The following is a 16784-nucleotide window of genomic DNA, read 5'->3' on the forward strand; positions in this document are numbered from 1 at the left end:
TTGTTAGAAACTTGTTAGATAATTATTAGGAATTTGTTAGGTTCCTGTTAGGTTACCGTTAGATTCCTGTTAGCTTTTATAACTTCAGGTCTTCCCATCCATCGCGGTATTTCCGCTTGATGAATTGGTTCGCCTGCTCGAAATTGGTGATACGCATATTCGCTCCATCCCATAGGAAAGTCTTGTTTCTTCCCGGATAGATGAAGCCTTCACGCTCTCCGTAGATCGAGTCGTTATGTTTCACTTGTTCCCGGATATTATGGCTCCGTAAGATCAAGTTACCCATCAATACGGTCTCCGTCAACGGACCGGCGTATCCTTCGAATGGAGATTCTACGTCCGCCTTGTCGTACCCTGCGATACAAGAGTCGATCCATGCCCAATAGTGGCCATTCGTACCCCCTTCGATACGTTTATATTTATGAGGAATGTTCACGTCTTTGTTGAATAAAGGTTTCTTGTTCGCCTTTACCCCCTTCGGCCAGAATCTTGGATCGGAACCACCCCAGCCGCAAGAAGCCATACCTTTCGTACCTACGAATACGGTTGCGCCTTCCACGTCCATCATATCCAAGTCTCCCATCGTGCAGGTCATATCGGCATCTGGGTCGATCTCCTCGAAACGTTCTGGCATGATACCGCCGTCCATCCAATATAGGCTCAAGTCGCTTCCGTCTTTCTTCTTGAATTTATAACGGATCGAGCTGGCTACCGGGCAACTTTCAGGATAATAGGCTTCTTCGAAGATTCCGGAGTAAACATTGGTCGTGCTGCAAGAAACCTCGGTCGGATAGCCTAATTGAAGCAATTTGAATGGAGGGCCGATGATGTGGCAACCCATATCTCCAAGAGCTCCTGTACCGAAACGCCACCAACCACGCCAGTTGAACGGAACCAAATTATCCACATAGTCTACATACTCCGCTGTTCCTAACCATAAATCCCAATTCAAGCCTTTAGGAACAGGCGGTTTCTGGTTCAACCAAGGAATACCTTGCGGCCATACGGGGCGGTTGGTCCAGCAATATACTTTCTGGATGTCACCCAACAGATCTGCCTCGAGCCATTCACGAAGGGTACGCATACCGTCGCAAGAGTTACCTTGGTCACCCATCTGGGTCACGACCTTATATTTCTTGGCAGCCTCGGTAAGGATACGTGCCTCGTAAATATCGTGCGCGATCGGTTTTTGCAGATATACGTGCTTACCCATCCGCATAGCGCCGAAAGCTTGGATCGCATGGTTATGATCCGGGGTGGAGATACATACGGCATCGAAGTTCTTACCTTCCTTCTCGTACATCTCACGGAAGTCGTTAAAATACTTAGCTTTTGGATAGGTCTTGCGAGCGTCGACAGATTGACGGTCATCCACGTCGCACAGACAGGTGATCGCCGCGTTCTTATGCGGCGTATTCATTAAGCTACCCAAATCGGCGGCTCCCATACCGCCGCAGCCTATTTTCGCGATATAAAGCTTATCGCTGGGAGCTACATGTCCTAATCCCGCTACGGTAAAGCTGGGCAGGATCGTAAGGGCGGCAGCGCCTGTGGCTGCCATCCCAAGGAATTCCCTTCTAGAGATTCCAGTCGGACTGGATTGTTTATTTACCTCTTTCATAAATTTGTTCATATTATGATTAATAATTGAATTGGGGTCTAAAGAATTGAGATTAAAAACAGACTGATATGATTAGAATGCCGGATATCCCGGGTTCTGAACCAAATTATTGTTCTTCTGCCAAGCCTTGAACGGGATCGGGAAGATCTTACGATATTCCGGAGTCTGTTTCGGCTTCATATATCTCGGTTTCAGATAAGTCCCGAAGCGGATCATATCTTGGCGGCGGACAAATTCGAATGCCAACTCATAACCACGCTCGTTATAAATATCATCTAATGTCACGCTCGTGTAATTATGATCGGAATTACCATAAGCCCTTTCCCGGATAGCGTTTACCAGACGAGTAGCTTCACCGAGATCCCCGCCCATGCGAACCAAGGCTTCCGCTTTCATTAGGTATACATCAGCCAGACGGAAAATAGCGATATCGTTCTCCATATTGGTATTTTGCATGCCTTTCTCATATACCCACTTATTGATACGTGCGCCGTCTTCTTGGTGAACTTCGCCCCACGGAGTTAAGTTACCGTCCGCATCGGTTTTCTCTGTTCCCGGTACCACATTTAAGTCGATCGTATGGATCAAGTCATGTCCTAGGGTCGTTTTCAAAATCTCTCCCGTGCTAGGGTCGATCATCGGGCCGATCAAGAACGAACCTTCGTAACGAGGATCTTCCGTATCAAATGTGCGGACAAAATCCGGCTGGGCGTTGATACCGTTCCACATACCGCCGGTGAAACCTAATACATCGGGATCCAGATAATGCAATGTCCAAAGATGGATGGAGTTGCCCCACTCATCGGATGCCTTGTAGCAGATCGGGAGAATGATCTCTCGTGATACCTCGTTATGAACCTCGAAATTGGTTTTCCAATTCGGTTCGATGATATATTCGAGTTTCATGATCTCGTCGCATTGCTCCACAACACCTTTCCAGTTCGGTTCACCGATCCATTCCTCGGCGTTGAGGTACATCTTCGCCAATACCATGCGGGCAGCACCTTGCGTAAACTTACCGTAGCTGGCATCTGATACATCGGAGCGCAAGTTCGGGATGATCTCGGTTAATTCCTTAACCACATATTTATAAATGTCCGCACGGCTTGTGCTGGAGGGCAAGGAGGTATCCTCAAAATCTGTCACTAGTGGGGCGTTACCGAAGATATCTACGATTACATAATACCAGAAAGCGCGTAATCCTCTTAACTCGGACAAGTATTGAAGCTTAAGCTCATCGCTCATGGCTTCGCTTTTCTCTATAATATTATATACGGAGTTAACCGTAGTTAGGCCTCCCGTACAATAATCCCAGCAATTTTCTACAGAGTAAGAGTTCGGTTTCCAGCTATGCATACATTGTTCCATATACTGTCCACCGTCCCACCAGTCACCACCTACACGTGTCGGTGCCATCAAGATATCGGCTGTCATATCGGCCGCCCCCCAAGGACCGTCGTAGGCTAGCATATTTTTCAAAGATTGATATGCCGGAGCCATGATTGCGTTGATCTGCTTTTCCGTTGTCCCGAATTCGTCGGTAGGAAGTTTGTCGTATACGTTCTCGTCCAAATCCATGCAAGAGACAAGCGCTACCGGAGCGAGTACGGCACATATTATATTTTTGAATAATCTTTTCATGATCGTTACTGTTTATGTATTAGAAATTCAAGTTTAATCCAACAGAGAATGTGCGTGCCTTCGGATAAAATTCACGAGGTTCTACACCCGGGGTTAAACCGTCTCCTGAATCCATAGGGACTTCGGGATCAAGACCTTTATATTTCGTGATAACGAATAGGTTTTGTGCCGTGAAATAAACACGGATACCGTTCAAAGCTTTGATCTTATATCCTAAAGTCAAGTTGTCGAGACGCATAAAAGATCCTTTCTCTAAATAATAGTTGGAGAATCTAGGAGTTTCGCTTAACGTATAGGTCAATGGATCGTCCAGCGCATTCGTTCCCGGCAGGAATCCGGATTGAGCGTATGCCATGCGGGTCGCGTTCAATATATCATTACCGATCGTTCCACGCAAGAAAAATGATAAGTCAAAATTCTTGTAACGGAAAGAGTTGGTGATACCGTAAGTCAATTTCGGCTGTGCGGAACCTATGTAGTCGTAATCCGCCGGATCGGAAATCTCGCCGTCGCCGTCTTTATCTACCAAGATATATCTACCGTTCTCGTCAATACCGTTACAAACCAAACCGTAGAATTGTCCGATAGGGCGTCCTTCTTCCAATACGTGCGTACCACTGGAGCTTCCACCCCGGATGAATACGTCACCTAATAAGATCTTATCCATCGTGAATACATCGTTGGATAAACGAGTTACCTCATTTTCATTGTGAGCCAAGTTCAAGGAAATGTTCCAGTCGAAATCCTTTGTGCGGATAGCGTCTGCGTTCAAACTCAGCTCGATACCCGTATTACGCATATCACCTACGTTTGCCATGATCTTATTATATAAATAAGGAGGGGTTGGTACCGGATAGGTATAAAGCATGTCAGAGGTCTTTTTGTTATACCATTCGATACGACCTCCTAGGCGGCTATCCAATACGGAGAAATCAAGTCCGATGTTCAACATCGCTGTTTGTTCCCATTTTAGGTCCGGATTGGCGTTCTGGCTGATCTTATAAGAAGGCAACCAAGAACCGGTATCATAATATACACCATCTGTGCCGTAAAGCTCGAGGGTTTTGTAGGGGTCCAATCCTGTTTGATTACCAGTGATACCATAACCGACACTTAACTTTAAGTCGTTAAGCCAGTTTACTTTTTGCATAAATGATTCTTGGGTGATATTCCAACCCACGGAAACGGAAGGGAAGGTACCCCATTTGTTATTCGTTCCAAATTTGGAAGAACCATCCCGGCGTACGGTAGCTGTCAACATATATTTCTCATTGAAGCTATAATTGGCTCTTGCGTATAAAGAGATCAGGCGACTTTGCCATTTCTCAGACTCCGCGTCTCCGGGGTTCAGGTTTTGTCCTGCGGCCAAATTGTTAGCGCCTAATAAATCAGTGACGAAACCACGGGTCTGTACGTGAGTCTCCTCATAGTTCTCCTCTTCCCAAGAATAACCGATCAAGGCATTGATCTTATGCTTATTGAACTCGGCCGAGTAATTGGCGGTCCATTCCATCAAATCCTTATCACGCAATCTCGACCAACGTTCGGCCTTACCGCCATCGTTGTAGCCGGCTTGAGACTCGATGCTACTGTATTTACTCTCATCTTCCGTGTTCCGGCTTTTAGCTAAAAGAACTTTAGCCTCTAAGCCATCGATAATCGTATAACCGACATCAGCGGTTCCATAGAAATTATTGATGCGGTTCTTATGTGTATTCTCTTTCTGGTTACGTACCGGGTTTCCTTGGTCGTATTCACGTGTGTCGAACCAAGATCCATCCTCTAGCTTAACCGGACGTACGGGAATCATATTGTAGGCAAGCAAGAAGTTTGTCGTATTTGTCGGTGCGTTATCCGTAACGGTAGCCACGCCGGTGATGCTTACTTTCAAACGATCCTCCAGCGCACGTTGGGAGAATTGGAAACGGGCGTTGTAACGGTTCATGGAGTTATCGCGTGCGATACCTTCACGTTGCATATAAGAAAGGGAACCTCTATAGTTATGGTGTGAACCACCTCCTGATAAAGACACGGCATGATCCTGTTGGAAACCGATTCTCGTGATCTCGTCGAACCAATCCGTGTTCGCTCCCATGTCAAAATCCTTACCATCCTTACCTGGGGTAGAGGAAGTATAGCTACGCCATTGGTCCGCCGTCAGCAGATTCGGCTTGTTGGCCAAGGTAGATACACCGAACGCTCCATTATAAGCGATGGTCGGTTTGCTGGCGTAACCTTTCTTCGTAGTGATAAGGATAACACCACCCGCTGAACGGGAACCATAGATAGCGGCTGAAGACGCATCTTTCAAGATAGAGATAGATTCGATATCCTGCGGATTAACCGTAGACATGTCCATGCCCGGTACATTATCGATAACAACCAACGGACCTTGGTCCTTTTGCAAGGTTGACATACCTCTTAATTGAATCGTCGAGTTGCCCGTTACGTCGCCGGAACCCGTATTGATCGTTAAACCTGCCACCTTACCTTGTAACAAATCCGCTGCGTTACGAGTCAGACCTTGGTTGAAATCCTCAGCGGTCACATTGGTGATAGAACCGGTAATCTCACGTTTTGTCTGTGTACCGTAACCTACTACGACTACCTCGTCCAGTTTTTGAGTGTCCTCTTTCAGGTTTACATTGATCTCGTTTTTGCCGCCTACCGGTTGCAACTGTGTCATGTAACCGATATAGGAAAACTCAAGGGTCGCGTTTGAGGATACTTCCATCATGTATTTACCGTCCAGATCCGTAATCGTACCGTTGGTCGTGCCTTTCTCGACAACGTTAGCGCCGATAATAGCGTTTCCTTCCGCATCTTTAACGACACCGGTAATACGTTTTTTAGTTTGCTGGGCGACAATGTTTTTATTAAATACATTGATATTCCGTCCTTCGATCGAATATTTCAAACTCGTGTTGCGTAGTGCTTGCGATAAGATATTTTCTATGGACTTATCGGTTGCGTTCACGCTCACTTTTACGTTCTTTACGTCAGAATCCACATAGAAGAATAAGAAATCGCTTTGTTTTTCTATAATAGCGAATAGATCGGTTAGCGGGGCCTGATCTGTCTTCACGGAAATCGTTACAGATTGTGAATAGGAATTAGTCGCTACCGCTTGGAACAGTGTCAAGAAAAGTAAAATTAAGGACATTTTTAGGACCGAGAGCATTTTTTTTAAGTCTTTGGACCTAAAAGACCTATAATACGAAACATTTTCCATATTTTTGTACTGATAAAAGGTTGATAATATGCGTCTGCCACAAAATTTGGTCGTGGAGTAGCAGAAGCAGGAATTAATTCTTTTTAATGGGGCCGGCTGTATTTTTGCAGCCGGTTTTGTTTTTTTTGAAAGATATGATCCGTGTTATCTCATAGGCATTGCTTGTTTTTTAAGATGTGTTGATATTTTTATTTTATTGAATATAGTAAGTTCCATCTCTTTGTGACCATTTGATCGGCAAACTGCGAGATATTACTTGTAAAATCTCCTTTAAAGATTGATCCTCGCTGAATGTTCCGGATACAGTGACATTCGGGTCCAGCAATCTCTTGTTTTCTATATGGATCGGGATCTCGTATCTTTTCTCAAGCTCATTCAGCAAGGTACAAAGCGCTATTGATTTATACTTTAGCAAGCCGTCTTTCCATGCCAGATTTTCTTTTGCGTTGACGGATTGGATATCAATCTTGTTCGTTGAACGGATGAATGTAAGTTGCTGGTCGGGAGCGAGTAAGACTTGTTGTGTCGGGCTTTCGAAACGGATAGACCCTTCCAGCAGGACGGCCGTGATCTGATCCTTCCCTTTATCGGCTTTTACACTAAAGGTCGTACCTAATACCCGTATGGAGGCATTTCCCATATCGACGATGAAAGGTCTTTCCGGATTTTTCGCCACCTCGAAATAGGCTTCTCCTTCCAAATTAACCTTTCGCTGATCCGTACCGTATGCGTCAGAGTAGGTAAAGCGACTATTCCGGTTCAAAATGATCTTCGTACCATCATCCAATGTAAAATGAGATTTATTTTTATCGGTTATATAGGTATAGAATTGCTGAACCTTCCCTTCCCGGGTATTTAAGTGCGTCGTAGCGAAAAACAAAACAAGAAAGGCGATTGCCGCCGCAATGGGAGTAGCGATGAAACGGATGAGCCTCAATCTCTTTTGCCTGCTTTGATCATCGATTTTCTTTCTCAAATTATCGAGGGACACATTAGGCATTAAGGAATGGCTGAACGAGACTTCCGCATCCCAATAACTCTTTAGCAACCGAAATTCTTTTTTGTTCTTTTCGTCTGCGTTCAGCCATTCGCTCAGCGAAAGAAAATCTTCCGAGGAGCTGTTGCCACTTAATATCCTTGTGATAATATGATCTATGCTATTCTCCATTTTAAGTTGTTTCTATACTAATAGTCGCAACCAAATTTGAAAACCCTTAGTGGGAGCATAGATTTTTTACTTATTTTTTTCGTAGCTCATACACGAGTTCTTTGTATTCGGGGATCGCGTTGAATGAGGGGCATTGTTTGATCCATTCATCCGGCGAGATCGTCCCGTCTCCGTTTAAGTCCTCCGAGAGATCCCGGTGCCCACAGACCCATGAACCGGGAAAGCAGATTAAGAGATGCCGGATCAAACGTAACAACGAGGTCTTTTGAGCCTGTGTGCGGGTATCCCGTGGCTGTCCGGTGATGTCCAGTCCACCCTCGTAGCAAATCCCGATGCTGTGTTTGTTGTGTCCTCTCGCATGAGCCGGAATTTGCTCTAGCGGGCGCAGGTTCACCACTTCTCCCGATTTACGGATGTAGAAGTTGTAACCGGCACGGAGGAATCCCCGTGCCTTGTGGTCACTCTCCAGTTGCTTCGGGCTATAGTCCGTATTCTCACGGGTTGCCGAGCAATGAATCACGATCAGGTCAATTTTTCTCATATCTCGTCCGGGCTTTCGCTATCAGAACCTGCGCTCTTTTTCGTAACCTCCAGAGGCTCGAAATTCACCTCATTGCGGGTAGTCCGCAGGGCCGAGCCCGGGAAAAAGATAATACGTGCCCCCTTTATCTTGGTGGCGTCGAAGTCCTCGGGCGTATTCGTTCCTTCGGAGTTAATAGACATACGGAAGTTTCCAAATTCTCCCAATTGCACCACGTTGCCGGAGGAAAGTTCCAGATCCATCGCCCAGTTTAATGAATCGAGCACCGCTTTCACGTCCGCCGACGAAAGCGTGGAGCGAGAGCAAATCAGTTTACATAATTTGTTGAGGTCCGAAGTCCCCGACGTTTTAGCGATCGCGTAGTTCTTTACTGAGTCTTTCTCTGCGCCGTTCAATACCTTACGCTTTACTACTTTAAATTTCACTGCCATAATTTTGAATTTTAAAAGGTTAATTACTAATGACAATGCAAAGATAGAGCCTCTGAAAAACGGGAATCGGCGAGTGTCGGTGAGTGTCGGGATATGTAAGTAGTAGTCGGTTTACTTGTTATTCTGGTTTTTTATTACGTAATTTGCGTTACGTGAATTGCGTAATGCAAATAAGATGCTGAATATGAATAATCCTTTTTTAATAGTTGGTTATCAAGGTCCAGAATATTTTTGTGATCGGGAGAAAGAGACAGAAGTGATTTTATCCGCTCTTCATAACGGGAGAAATATCACGTTGGTAAGCCCTCGCCGTATGGGAAAGACCGGTTTGATCAAGAATGTTTTTTATACGCTACAAGAAAAGGAGAAGAATGCCAAGTGCTTCTACTTAGATATTTTCTCTACTCAAAATTTGCGTGAGTTTGTCGCTTTGTTGGGAAGGGAGATCTTAGGTAAGCTGGATAGTCTCTCTCAATCTACGCTGAAGACCTTGCTTTCTTTTTTTAAGAGTTGCCGTCCCGTGATAACAATGGATGAGTTATCGGGCATTCCGTCTGTATCCTTGGATATCGTCCCTTCGAAAGAGGAGGAGACGCTGAAGGAGATTTTCGACTACTTGCGGCAGTCTGGAAGAGAATGTTATCTGGCTATTGACGAGTTCCAGCAAATCATGGAATATCCGGAGAAAGGGGTGGAAGGCCTATTGCGTTCTTATATTCAATTTTTGCCGAATGTTCATTTTATCTTTTCGGGGAGTAAAAAGCACTTGATGGAATATATATTCTTCTCAATCAAGCGCCCCTTCTATCAATCCACCCAAAAATTATTTTTAGACAAGATCAGCAAGGAGGTGTATTTTTCCTTTGCCCATTCTTTCTTCGAGAAGGAAGGGAAGGAGCTTCCGGAAGAAATATTTGATAAGGTGTACACATGGGTAGATGGGCATACTTGGTATGTGCAATATCTTTTGAACCGTCTCTTCGCTTTACCGGAAAAAACACTTTCTCCGGAGCTTCTTGATTCTCTCATGATGGAGATCTTACGGGAAGAAGAATATACCTACCAGACTTATTTCCAATTGTTGACATTTAATCAAATCCAGCTATTGAAAGCGATCGCCAAGGAAGGGATCGTCCGGGAGGTCAATGCTGCCGCCTTCATCAAAAAGTATGATTTGAAGGCGGTGAGTAGCGTGAATACTTCCTTAAGGATCTTAATAGATAAGGAGTTTATATTGAGGCAACCGGATGGGTATATCGTGTATGATAGGTTCATGTCTATTTGGCTCAGCCGGATATGACAACGGATGAAAAATATTTAGTTGACACAGTTTGCTCGTACTACCAAAAATTATTCCATTAATATTATGATGGGATTATCTTCTTTGCCCAAATGCCAAAATATTTGTTCTCTTTTTTCTACACAACACGATCAGTTGATTTGTGTCCTCTCCCCAACTTTCGAACTGTTTTTGCAAGGTAGGGGATAGGGTGCGTTTCTTATCCTTTATCCATTGCGCTAGGTCGAACCATTCCATGGTCGTAATGTATAGGTCGTTAGTACTCCAACGAGGCCAGAAATTGGGGCCACCTAAAATATCGTCGGTGATTTTCATCCCGTCCTCATTTTTCACAACAAAACCCTCCCTCTCTTTTTTATCGTAAATCACGAATTTGTAATCATTCTCATTCTCTCCCCGTTGAGTCTGCTTTTGCCTGACTGCGGTGAAAAAGAAGTAACGATCGTCTTCCTCCAATCTTGGTATATTCCAATAATTAATCGCATTTTTGTTATATGCGTCCTCGGAATACCAAGCCTCGTACTCTATGGGCATCTGGTATTTACCCATATCTAGATAGAGATAAGGTCTCCATTTTGTTCCCGATAACTGATATACGGTATCTCTTGACGAGCGGGTTTTCATATAAACATTCTCTTTATATTTCGAGAATTCTCTCAATTCAGAGGAGGAGACAAAAGAAAATCCCTCGTTGAGACTCTCTATCCCATAATTCGGATTGGGCATGACAGTAACGGTATCACCCGCTAAACTCAATGCGCAAGCCATATATTTATCTATATGCATACAAAGATTACAAGTCCATAATACAGAATCCACAAAGACTATATTAAAAAAGTAATCATTAATTTTCTCCTTCCGAAGAAAATTTCCATCGTAATCATAATATAAGATCTGTTGCGTATCCGCATGGATGATCTCTTTTCGAGTAGGATTTATATCTATGCCTAGAATATAGAGATATTCGTCGGGTCCTTGTCCTTGACGGCCTATCTGTTTAACGAATTCACCGGTTCTCGTAAATTTGTAAATTCCTTGCCTTGTGTGAATCAACCAGAAATTATCACCGCAGACAATGTTTAAGATGCGGGAGATTACGATATCATGTGGAGTCTTCAACTCTAAATACTCAATGGTATCGGCTATCTCGGAGATTTTCATCTTTTGCTCTGTCTCTATGCATCGCTCGAAAAGTATGGTTCGCAACTTATCCGGATTCTCTGGGTTTCGATTGCATCCTACCGTTAAAAGTATGCATATCGCTGAGATTGTGATTATGGCTTTCATGTTTCTTTTATTTTGTTTTCAATTTTCCTATAAAGACGATACAATTATCATCATCGGTAATTCGATTATTCAACTCTTTTACTTTTCTCAACACCTCCGGAGATAGTTTTTGATTGGAAATCAAAACTTTTTCCAATTGCTCTTTTAATGCGTAAGGTTCCATGATCGCAGTGAAATAACCTCGATTGAAGGACGGATTGGTAGGCCCATCTATATTCCCTAGCATATTCCATTTCAAATTCACGAAACAACCTTTAAGGCTTTGTTTGTCTACTAGGATTTTCGGGAAACGGGGTAACTCATTATTCCAAGAGGTTTGCGTATACCAAGTGACTAGAAAGTGATTGGGCAGCTCCGTGAAATAATGGCAGATCGGCTCATGACCCGTATGCATCGTAAAAACAGGGTGTAGCGTATTCGAGTCTATGTCATAATGATAAAGTGTGTCTTGCGAGGCTATACAATTATGAAGATAGAAGTCGGAAGCGTTGGTATTCAAGGACTACCGTACCTCATAATCGTAAGTGCTTGGGATCAACATGAATTGGTCGGAGACCGGATATTCTTGGATGATATTGCCTTCGAAATCCTGTGTCCAGATCAATGCGGTGGGAGTTCCCTGAAAAGGTATGCACATGACGGTTACTGTTTTTTTCTCGTCATTGATAACAAATCGTCCTTTATGGGTTATATAGGCCAGAGGAATGTGTTTTTGTGGCTGCCCGTCGAGGTCAAACACTAATATCTTAGAGGCACGAATCTCCATTAGATAGATTTTATTATTATTTTCATCTAAATACTGATCATAAATAGATAAGTTATATTCATCCGGCCCTTGTCCTTGGGAGGAGATCTTTCTGATGAAATCCCCATTACGGTTATAGAGCTTACAAGAAGAGCCTGCCCTAAAAGATTTCACTAAAATATAATGGTCACTCACGGCTATATGGGTATCTTGTCCTGCGGCGGTCAGTGCGTCTTCCGAATTTTCTAGGCGAATAACTTGAAAGGAAGATAGCAAGGAGCTTAATGGTAAATTGAATGTATCCTTTACGGAAGAAAAGTCTAAATTAGTCACCGGATCTCCTTGCAGATTAATAACCTGTGCTATGACCGGGCAATTATCCAAGGTCAACTTTCTGGATACATTTGTCTCTTTATTTCCGCATGAGGAAACAACCGTTAGTAACGTGATCGATACGTAATATATGATTTTATTCATGCGTTTTTTTATTTAAACAATGAATATTACACAAGTTGAATCATTCCATGAAAATGGAATGATGATTTGTGTTTACAGAGTCCTCACGACAAACATATACTTCTTCCTGTATATAAGCAAATAATATCTCCGATATTTTCGTAAAGGTGTTGTCTAGCATTTATTGAGGCTCTTTTTGTTGGTAGTAAAGCCCTCTATGTTCACCTCAGATCGTTCCAATGCCTTATCCGGATGACGGCATCCTTCGTGTTGGCGTGATTCCCTATGACCACCAGCTGATGAATTGTTTTCCATCACTGTTGATATTTTTTTACTTTTTAGATTTCACCAACATTACCACCCGATTGTCATCCTCTTCCAATGTCGCGGCCACTTCTTTTAGTTTGCCTTTCAACTTTCCCTTTTGATAGTCCCGGCAAAGATCGAAAGCGTTCAGGGTAGCCCATGATTCACCTTGGGCATTGATAGGGGTCAGCATAACCATATAGAATTCATTTTTAGAAGTATAATCTCCATTGTATATAATATACCTAGAAAACTCCTTTTCTTGGGTATCATACACAAAGTAGGTTTTAGGGAATCCTTCTTCTTTCCTGAAATCATATACGTTTTTTATACCTTCCATGAAATAATAGCGATTGGATATCAACCTCGGAATCAAGAACACTTCCGGATCCATGGTATGGATAGGTGGCGTTCGTGCGATAAACGGACGTAAACTGCAATCGGGCATCAATGTGTAGATCGTATCTGATGAGGGTTCTAATAGAATCCAATTACCATTAAACGGAGTGATTCTGCTGTAAGATCCCGGTCCGGCAGCTCTTGTACTATTTTCCATCCGTAAGACTTGAAAAAAGTACTTCTTCTCTTTAAAGGAAGGTCTTATTTCCTTGGTTATGCTCCCGTCCTGCTTCGATACGAGCAGGAAGGGTATCTCAGCATTGATTTCATCGTAACAAATCAGATTTTCTTTGTCATAATTGAATATTTCCCAATAGAACTGAGAGTCACCTTCTGTTTTCTGCTTCAAACTGCGTTTAAAATTTCCCTCTAAATCATAAACCTTTATTCTTTTCTTATAGTGATCATTTATAAATATTTCATTGTTTTCTTCGTCCAACGTAACACATCTAAAATTTATATATTCTTCCCCTCCTTGTCCTTTACGGTTTATCTTACGGATGGCCTTTCCGCTCCGGTCATATACGAATATATTCCCATCATTATTATAATTTGCCACTATTATGTATTTTTCACCAACCGCTTGTACATATCCCTGATTAATAAACTCATCGTTTGTTTCCAGAGGAATGTATTCCACATCCATGAAGTCTTGCAGTACCAGTTCTTTTTTGGTTGAATAACTTTCATTTACATCTACGGTAATAAACTCATCGGTCGATGAATGACTGCCTCCACACCCTGTCACTACAAACAGGATGGTTACTCCTATAAAACTGAATGTTTTCATTTGCCTATTATTTTATTTATTGTTTATTCCGCTATTTTTTTACATGACATAGGTTAGAACGTCTTTTCTTTTGCTCAAGGTTATACATTTATTCTTTTCTGTTTCCAGCTCTTGTTCCAGACGTGCTTTTTCTATGGAATCATGCGATAACTCATAGCGTTTGGATAATAAAGCCGCTTGTTCCCACTGTTTTTGTGCCAAGGCGCTATCCGGATGTTGGGGCATTAATCTCTCTACCTTCTGGAAGATTGAAGGGTGATGGTTTGGCCTATCACAAGAAATAAAATAGGTTAAGCCTAGTATTAAGAGGTAAACAAAGGTTTTTCTCATAAGTCCATTATATGTAAGGGGTAAAAGTAATAAAAAAATTTATACTATCACCTACCGTTTTCTTATTTCTTAATAGTTCCTTTTCTCCTTATATTTGTAATCCACCCCGAATAGGGCGCCGGCGAAAGTGGAGACCTCACCGAAGCCGATTAATACGGAATTATGGATCTCTCCCGTGGGGCTACACCAGAATCCCATGAACAGCAGCGAGAGGCCGGCTAGGCATAACATCACGGCTACTGTTAATTGTATATTTATTCTTTTCTGATACTTATTTCTTTTATGGTTCATAGGATGAGTTTTTATTTTGTCGAGGTCGTTTTTTGAGAATCACGATGAGGGCAAGGCCCGGCGCTAGCCATAGCCACCAAGGGGTCGCCTGTCTTTTTCGCTCCTTGCTCTCCTGCGATACGTGCGTGGCGGTACTGGTTTGCGTGGATCGTTGGGCGCTGGATAGGGAAGAGGTGTCTGTTGCCGATCGCCGGGATTGTTCTTGCAGGGTGGCGGTGGTCACGGACAGCGGATATTGCCGCCCGGAACTGTCGGGGGAAGAGAAGGTTACTTGGCGCAGGGTGGCCGATAGGTGATTCCGGCTGTCGCTTTTGGCTTGGCGAAAGAGATGGTCGATACGGATTGCCGAGAGGGAGTCTTTCTCGTGTTTATACAGCCTTTGCTTGTTATCTCGTGAAACCGAGCAAGACAATGCGGATAGGATAATTAGCCCGATACATACAAGTTTATTCATCATTTCTTTTTTCCGCAAAGGTAAGAGACTGAAAAAAGGGCAGTCGGTCAGTGTCGGTCAATGTCGGGATTTGTACCCGAAAAAAAGACGTACGTATTTTCGGAAAAAGTCGTACGTGTTTTTCGAAAAACATGTACGTGTTTTTTTGAGAACATTTACGGCCGTGATTCGCTCGAAAAAAAGAGTTGGATTACGGGAGAAATCACCGTTATGCCGTTAATAATGGAAAATTGATAATTGAGGCTTGGAAATTAAAGATTCCAATTCTCGGGGTCACCCATATGATCGACGATGGTCCGCACTTGCAAGGGCGTGTAAAGGCGGATGCCTTTACGATAGCCGATGGCTTCGAGGGCAGACAGTAGCTCCGGGTCCCGGCGGATGAAACGGGTCAATTGCGTGGAGGCCGAGGAGGGGAGTACGTTCGGGAAATATAAAAGGGCCAACTCTTGATGGCCATAGATTCTATTCGTGTTCATGGTGTTGCTGTTTTTGTTCTTTTAATCTTAAATACTCTTCATACGTGATACCACTCGAGGAGGGGGTGGTCGTGGCGGGAGCTGCCGTGTCCGGTTGCCGGTAGCGGACGCTCTCTTTCCGTCGCTCGTCCATGAATTGCAGGAGCGAGGTCGTGATGGTCAAGGCATCCACCGATCCGTAGAAGCGTCCGTACCGTCCGCATTTCAGCCGGTGGAAGAAAAGGAGTATCTCGGAAGCCTTTAAAAATGGGTACTCTGTGAGAATCAAGGCTGACAGCTCTTTTTGGCGGCTGACGGGCATTTTCTCTTTTACCCCCGCGAACAGGTTTACGTTCTCCAGCTGGATGCAGATCCATACGATAGCTACCGGTTCACCGTAGCCGACGGCTATCGTGGCCAGCGTAGGGGCCGTGCCCGTATAGGTCCGCTCCGGGTGACGGGCGGCGGCGATCTGTAGATCGGGGGTGAATATCGATAGGAAACCTTGGGCGTCTCCGTATCGTTTACGCATGTCGGCTAGCGCTTGTGGCGTTGGCTGCCATTTGGAGTAACTCGGCTCTGCGGCCTGCCTCTCCGTTATCATTTGAGGTCGAATGTTCATTTCTAGCTTGAATTTTTGTTACCGTGTTTGTTTTATTTCCTTTTCCTTTTCCTTTTGGGGCTGTTTCTGTCGCTAAAACCGGGGTTTCTGTAACAGGAACCGATATTTCTACCGTAGAAATAGGGGCGGTCTCTTCCCGGATTTCCCATTCGGGGGAGATACGGGATATGCTCCGCTTGTTGATTTCCCGATAGCGGGATTGGATTCCGAAAGATGTGAGGATTCCTTGCAGGGCGAATAGTTCCTGATTAAATAATCGGATCTCAACACAAAATCCGATGATCTCACGGATCTGTTCTTCCTTCAGATTGAGCGTAAATCCGATATCAAAACAGAAATCGTCCGTGTATCGGATGTAATATCCCGTGGTGCCATACGCTTCACACAGGATCGCCATGTAGGTGGAGAAACCTTCGCATCCATAATTTTGAAATAAGCGACGTATTTTTCGATCGGACAGCATATCGGTGTCCAGTGGAAAATAACTTAATCCTTTCTTGATTGGTCTCGACATAATTTTTTAATTTAGTGTGGCATTCAGATTAGTTTCCCGTACGAGGGATGAAGAAATAGGTTTAAGGTTCGGCTAACAAACTCGAAAACGAAATTCGACACTCTCTTCCAACTCTATTTTGATGCGAACTTAGTTATTTTAGATGAATATAGACTCTAAATAGGGTATCCTATATTATAATGTACCCGATATCCGTTG

18 protein-coding genes are annotated in these 16784 nt (G+C 43.7%); 1 reads left to right on the forward strand and 17 read right to left on the reverse strand.

Annotated features, from left to right (window positions below; all coding sequences use genetic code 11):
- Nucleotides 1–76: 76 nt before the first annotated feature.
- From DWX84_RS16115 to DWX84_RS16140, 6 genes are all read right to left on the reverse strand, one after another.
- Nucleotides 77–1621, reverse strand: coding sequence for a Gfo/Idh/MocA family protein (locus DWX84_RS16115; protein WP_048926881.1), 1545 nt, complete (start codon nt 1619–1621; stop codon nt 77–79).
- A gap of 72 nt (nt 1622–1693) precedes the next feature.
- Nucleotides 1694–3262: a RagB/SusD family nutrient uptake outer membrane protein gene (locus tag DWX84_RS16120; RefSeq protein WP_005863947.1), complete on the reverse strand. Its 1569-nt coding sequence runs from the start codon at nt 3260–3262 to the stop codon at nt 1694–1696.
- A gap of 19 nt (nt 3263–3281) precedes the next feature.
- Nucleotides 3282–6425, reverse strand: coding sequence for a SusC/RagA family TonB-linked outer membrane protein (locus DWX84_RS16125; protein ID WP_121961371.1), 3144 nt, complete (start codon nt 6423–6425; stop codon nt 3282–3284).
- A 262-nt stretch (nt 6426–6687) separates the two neighbouring features.
- Entirely contained in the window at nt 6688–7662 is a 975-nt protein-coding gene (locus DWX84_RS16130; RefSeq protein WP_005863952.1) for a FecR family protein, read from the reverse strand.
- Between the two features lie 70 nt (nt 7663–7732).
- Nucleotides 7733–8203 carry an N-acetylmuramoyl-L-alanine amidase gene (locus tag DWX84_RS16135; protein ID WP_008773299.1) on the reverse strand — a complete coding sequence of 157 codons (471 nt, stop codon included), beginning with the start codon at nt 8201–8203 and terminating at the stop codon, nt 7733–7735.
- Nucleotides 8200–8634, reverse strand: coding sequence for an HU family DNA-binding protein (locus DWX84_RS16140; RefSeq protein WP_005863956.1), 435 nt, complete (start codon nt 8632–8634; stop codon nt 8200–8202). Before DWX84_RS16140 ends, DWX84_RS16135 begins: the two co-directional genes overlap by 4 nt.
- 184 nt (nt 8635–8818) lie before the next feature.
- Here DWX84_RS16140 and DWX84_RS16145 point away from each other — a divergent pair, with 184 nt between their 5' ends.
- Nucleotides 8819–9934 carry an ATP-binding protein gene (locus DWX84_RS16145; RefSeq protein ID WP_005863959.1) on the forward strand — a complete coding sequence of 372 codons (1116 nt, stop codon included), beginning with the start codon at nt 8819–8821 and terminating at the stop codon, nt 9932–9934.
- Between the two features lie 75 nt (nt 9935–10009).
- On the opposite strand, the gene DWX84_RS16150 is transcribed toward DWX84_RS16145, so the two are convergent.
- From DWX84_RS16150 to DWX84_RS16190, 11 genes are all read right to left on the reverse strand, one after another.
- Nucleotides 10010–11221 (reverse strand): 6-bladed beta-propeller, encoded by a 1212-nt coding sequence (locus DWX84_RS16150; RefSeq protein WP_008773300.1) that lies wholly within the window; start codon nt 11219–11221, stop codon nt 10010–10012.
- A 7-nt stretch (nt 11222–11228) separates the two neighbouring features.
- A complete protein-coding gene (locus DWX84_RS21910) occupies nt 11229–11615 on the reverse strand; it encodes a hypothetical protein (RefSeq protein ID WP_229103509.1) in 387 nt (128 codons plus the stop codon).
- Between the two features lie 108 nt (nt 11616–11723).
- On the reverse strand, nt 11724–12443 hold the full coding sequence (locus DWX84_RS21915; protein WP_229040570.1) for a 6-bladed beta-propeller: 720 nt from the start codon (nt 12441–12443) through the stop codon (nt 11724–11726).
- 153 nt (nt 12444–12596) lie between these two features.
- A complete protein-coding gene (locus DWX84_RS21505) occupies nt 12597–12737 on the reverse strand; it encodes a hypothetical protein (RefSeq protein WP_005863964.1) in 141 nt (46 codons plus the stop codon).
- A 16-nt stretch (nt 12738–12753) separates the two neighbouring features.
- Entirely contained in the window at nt 12754–13917 is a 1164-nt protein-coding gene (locus DWX84_RS16160; protein ID WP_048926877.1) for a 6-bladed beta-propeller, read from the reverse strand.
- Between the two features lie 39 nt (nt 13918–13956).
- A complete protein-coding gene (locus tag DWX84_RS21440) occupies nt 13957–14247 on the reverse strand; it encodes a hypothetical protein (RefSeq protein ID WP_005863966.1) in 291 nt (96 codons plus the stop codon).
- A gap of 69 nt (nt 14248–14316) precedes the next feature.
- Nucleotides 14317–14538, reverse strand: a complete 222-nt coding sequence (locus tag DWX84_RS16170) for a hypothetical protein (protein WP_005863967.1) — start codon at nt 14536–14538, stop codon at nt 14317–14319.
- Nucleotides 14528–14995 carry a hypothetical protein gene (locus DWX84_RS16175; protein WP_227154314.1) on the reverse strand — a complete coding sequence of 156 codons (468 nt, stop codon included), beginning with the start codon at nt 14993–14995 and terminating at the stop codon, nt 14528–14530. Before DWX84_RS16175 ends, DWX84_RS16170 begins: the two co-directional genes overlap by 11 nt.
- A 248-nt stretch (nt 14996–15243) precedes the next feature.
- Entirely contained in the window at nt 15244–15471 is a 228-nt protein-coding gene (locus DWX84_RS16180; RefSeq protein ID WP_005863971.1) for a DUF4248 domain-containing protein, read from the reverse strand.
- Nucleotides 15458–16072 (reverse strand): DUF6633 family protein, encoded by a 615-nt coding sequence (locus DWX84_RS16185; protein WP_081024259.1) that lies wholly within the window; start codon nt 16070–16072, stop codon nt 15458–15460. The genes DWX84_RS16180 and DWX84_RS16185 overlap by 14 nt, the downstream gene beginning before the upstream one ends.
- Nucleotides 15975–16586 carry a DUF4373 domain-containing protein gene (locus DWX84_RS16190; RefSeq protein WP_048926875.1) on the reverse strand — a complete coding sequence of 204 codons (612 nt, stop codon included), beginning with the start codon at nt 16584–16586 and terminating at the stop codon, nt 15975–15977. The genes DWX84_RS16185 and DWX84_RS16190 overlap by 98 nt, the downstream gene beginning before the upstream one ends.
- Nucleotides 16587–16784: the final 198 nt, after the last annotated feature.

Source organism: Parabacteroides sp. AF21-43, from assembly GCF_003635435.1.
GTDB classification, from domain to species: Bacteria; Bacteroidota; Bacteroidia; order Bacteroidales; family Tannerellaceae; genus Parabacteroides; species Parabacteroides distasonis.